The following is a 3,434-nucleotide window of genomic DNA, read 5'->3' as shown; positions in this document are numbered from 1 at the left end:
CTTTGCGCTTCAGCGAGCACTCTTGAGCGCCTTCTTCAACGCGCTACTCAGTGCAAAAGCCATTGCTGCCTCACCGATGGATGCGTTCGTCAAGATCCGAAAGGATCTTGTCGGCGTGCAACCGAAGCGCAATCGCTCGCTTGGCAACGCGGAGCTACAGCGCATCTTCGAACAGTCCAATTTTGAACCCTGGGCAAGGAAATGGCCACACCGATGGTGGGGGCCAATCCTCGGACTCTACACCGGCGCTCGTATCGGCGAGATTGCTCAGCTCAAGGTAGCGGATATCGCCTTAGAGGAAGACACATGGTTTATCTACCTCCGCGTCACCGCCGACGAGGATCTTGCGGGGTCGGAAGGCGCCAAGAGCAGACAGAGCCTGAAGAACATCTCGTCCATACGAAAAATTCCAATAGCACAGCGCGTGTTGGATGCTGGTTTCCTAGAATTCCTGGAGGACATCAAGGAGTCCAAGCATCCACGCCTCTTCCCACACCTCTCTGCAGGCGTCAACCCAAGGACGGGGGAAACAAACGCGCGCTACAGCAGTGCATTAGTGTGGCAGTTTGGCAACTACATGAAGAAACTCGGCTTCTCGAAAGGCACTGCTTTTCACTCGTTCCGCCATACGTTGATAAACAACCTGATCAGCAAAGGATACACAACGTCGCAGATCGCAGTGATCACCGGTCACTCAACCACCGGGCAAGCAAAGGAGGAACAAGCCCCCGTTATTAGAGAGGCTTACGAGGGCATGCTGCCGGAACAATCTCGGCCTCTGGCCGTGAGGATGCTGGAAGACTTCACGCCTCCCGTCGTTCTACCCAGATATGTACGAGGCCAGTTCAAGAGGCGACTGCGGGACAAGAAGGGCTTCTATCCGTAAGTCGACAGAATGCGCCCATGCGCCGCGAACGGAAAATACCCGCCTTTGCCAACAGATCCTTCCAAGATAGCGCTAGCCAGCTTCAAACTGCGGCCGAGCCATCCCTATATTCAGGAAATCGCCCTGCTCGTATGGGTTTGGGCATTACGCCCCCCCTTAAGACATGCAGCTCCTTGACTCCCCCGGCGCAAAGGTTATTCTGAGTGAAAGTCAGAGGCACATCTAGATGAACGATCAAGCCCCCCAGCACGATGACCAATGGTGGAACCAGGTTGATCCCGTGTGGAAGAAAAGCCTTGATGAATCAATGCTCAAGGCGCTTTCCGACACAAATGATCTTACTGATGAGGAGTTAGGCCTATTTTTATTCACACCCTCTATTCAGCCCTATCACCGTCGGTGACTACGACATGCCGGTTTCTTGGACGAGATCAGCGGCAGAAGAGCTAAAGAAACTTCAAGTGAGCTCCACCACTCGAGCTCGGATCCGAGCCCAAGCATCGAAACTGGATCAAGTTGTGCGCTACAGGGCCGGCGTCACGCCAAACACTTATTACTACACCTGTCGCACCGGGAAGCCCATCCTTGGCTACTGGCGATCGGGTGACCGGGTGCGCATCCTCACCGTTATGATGCCTCCGCCGTAGCAAGCACTGGGCCAAGTCAGAAAGATCGCGCTTCATCTTGAAGAGTCAGACTGAAGTGCCCAGTGACTGGATGCGAGCTTGAACTTCAAGCTTCGCAGATTGGAGGCTATGCGTTCCTGCGTTCCCGACGAAAAAGAGTCCACCCAAAATTCATTCCCGCCACGGCCGCCAAGATCGCAACGGCTCCGGCGACCTGCATTGTTCCCATCAGGTGGCCGTACGCCCAGGCATCGACAATGATGGCGACGATAGGATAGACGAACGAGAGAACACCCACCAGCGCGGTCGGTAGCTTCTGGAGCGCGCCATATAGCAGTGTGGACATCAGGCCGGTGTGGATGAAACCGATCGCTAGCAGTAGCCCCCAGACATGCGGCAGAGGTGCGCCGTCGGGCCAGGTCGCGAACGGCGCCAGCAGCACGCTGCCCACAATCATCTGGATGACGACGATCACGTGCGGCGGCACCTCCTTGAGGCGCTTGGTTATGGCCGCGGCGATGGCATAGAAGAACGCAGCCGCCAGCGCCAGGCCTATGCCAGCCAAGTAGCCCGGCGCGTGCGAGCCCGCCTGATGGCCACCGATGACGATGAGCACAACCCCGCCGAAGGCCACACTCAGCCATCCGATCTTGTTAGCCGTCGGCATTTCGCCGAAAAACAGCGCTCCGAGAGCCACCAGCATGAAGGGCTGCGTGTGATAGGTCACGGTGGCGACCGAGATGGAAGCGTGCGCGTATGCCGCAAACAGCAGGACCCAGTTGAGGATCAACGCGACGCCGCCTGCAGCCGCCAGCCCTACCTGCCTTCGATTCAATACGCCCCGGCGTAACAGACCTAAGCCGCCACAGGCCAGCAGCATGGCACCCGCTCCGAAAGCGCAGCGCCAAAATACGACGGAAGCGGGCGGCATCCTGGTTTCGAGCACGAACCAGCCGACCGTGCCGGAAATGACCATCGCGGTGGTCATTTCCAGGATTCCCCGACTTCGGATGTTCATTACCACGTACTTTTAGGAAGAGGCCGTTCGACATATCGAACGATTGGCCGGTATGATGCCGATACCGATGCTTTTCGTCAAACCGAACGATCGTTCCACATGGAGAACGAAATGCCATCCTCTTCCATAACTGCCCCGCCCTCGCCGATCGGCCTGCTTTCAGCTTCGCTTAGACGGGAGCGCGAGCGCGTGGGTCTGTCCATTTCCGAGTTGGCCAAACGAGCCGGCATCGCCAAATCCACCCTGTCGCAGCTTGAGGCGGGAGTCGGCAACCCGAGCTTGGAGACCCTCTGGACCCTGGCGATGGCACTGGACGTCCAGGTGACCCGGTTGATCGCCCAACCTAAAAGCCACGTCCAAGTCATCCGCGCCAATGACGGTGCCACGGTGGCGTCGGAGCAGTCGCACTACACGGCCACCCTGCTGGCGGTCTGTCCGATGGGTGTGCAGCGCGATCTCTATCGGCTGGCGGTCGAACCTGGCGCACCTCGCCTGTCTGAACCGCATCCGCCGGGAACGATTGAACATGTCGTGCTATGTAGCGGACGTGCCCGGCTCGGACCAACCGAACAGCCCGTCGAACTGTCCGCAGGTGACTATGCGAGCTATTCAGCGGACCAGCCTCACATATTCGAAGCGATCGAGACCGGAACCACCGCCATTATGTTGATCGAGCACACGTGAGGCGCGACGCTGGTCTTAACGTTTTCCCGCGTCTACAGAAGCGCGAATGAGGCCGGCATCATCGCTCCCACATCTGCCAGAATCAGATCGTTGAGGGGCATTACTGGCCTGCACCCGGCACCATCCCCGGTACCAAGCAAAAGGAAGCTGCATGACCATCCATCAAGTGAACATCTGCGGATTCGCGCAGATGCTCCGCGCGCTCAAAGGCCAGCTGGAC

4 protein-coding genes are annotated in these 3,434 nt (G+C 57.9%); 3 read left to right on the top strand and 1 reads right to left on the bottom strand.

All coding sequences use genetic code 11. The features are described 5' to 3' along the window. Both AC1DQP_RS18340 and AC1DQP_RS18335 read left to right on the top strand, forming a co-directional pair. Nucleotides 1-886, top strand: an 886-nt coding sequence (locus tag AC1DQP_RS18340) for a site-specific integrase (protein ID WP_478052185.1), incomplete at its 5' end; no start/stop codon positions are given. Nucleotides 887-1,112: 226 nt separating this feature from the next. Beyond that, on the top strand, nt 1,113-1,289 hold the full coding sequence (locus AC1DQP_RS18335) for a hypothetical protein (protein ID WP_457321845.1): 177 nt from the start codon (nt 1,113-1,115) through the stop codon (nt 1,287-1,289). Nucleotides 1,290-1,639: 350 nt separating this feature from the next. On the opposite strand, the gene AC1DQP_RS18330 is transcribed toward AC1DQP_RS18335, so the two are convergent. Beyond that, nucleotides 1,640-2,530, bottom strand: coding sequence for a DMT family transporter (locus AC1DQP_RS18330; RefSeq protein WP_478052184.1), 891 nt, complete (start codon nt 2,528-2,530; stop codon nt 1,640-1,642). Nucleotides 2,531-2,629: 99 nt separating this feature from the next. On the opposite strand from AC1DQP_RS18330, the gene AC1DQP_RS18325 reads away from it, so the two are divergent. Further along, a complete protein-coding gene (locus AC1DQP_RS18325; RefSeq protein ID WP_478052183.1) occupies nt 2,630-3,214 on the top strand; it encodes a helix-turn-helix domain-containing protein in 585 nt (194 codons plus the stop codon). Nucleotides 3,215-3,434: the final 220 nt, after the last annotated feature.

This window comes from Stenotrophomonas sp. P5_A8, assembly GCF_056400545.1.
This window is presented reverse-complemented; position numbering and strand designations above follow the sequence as displayed.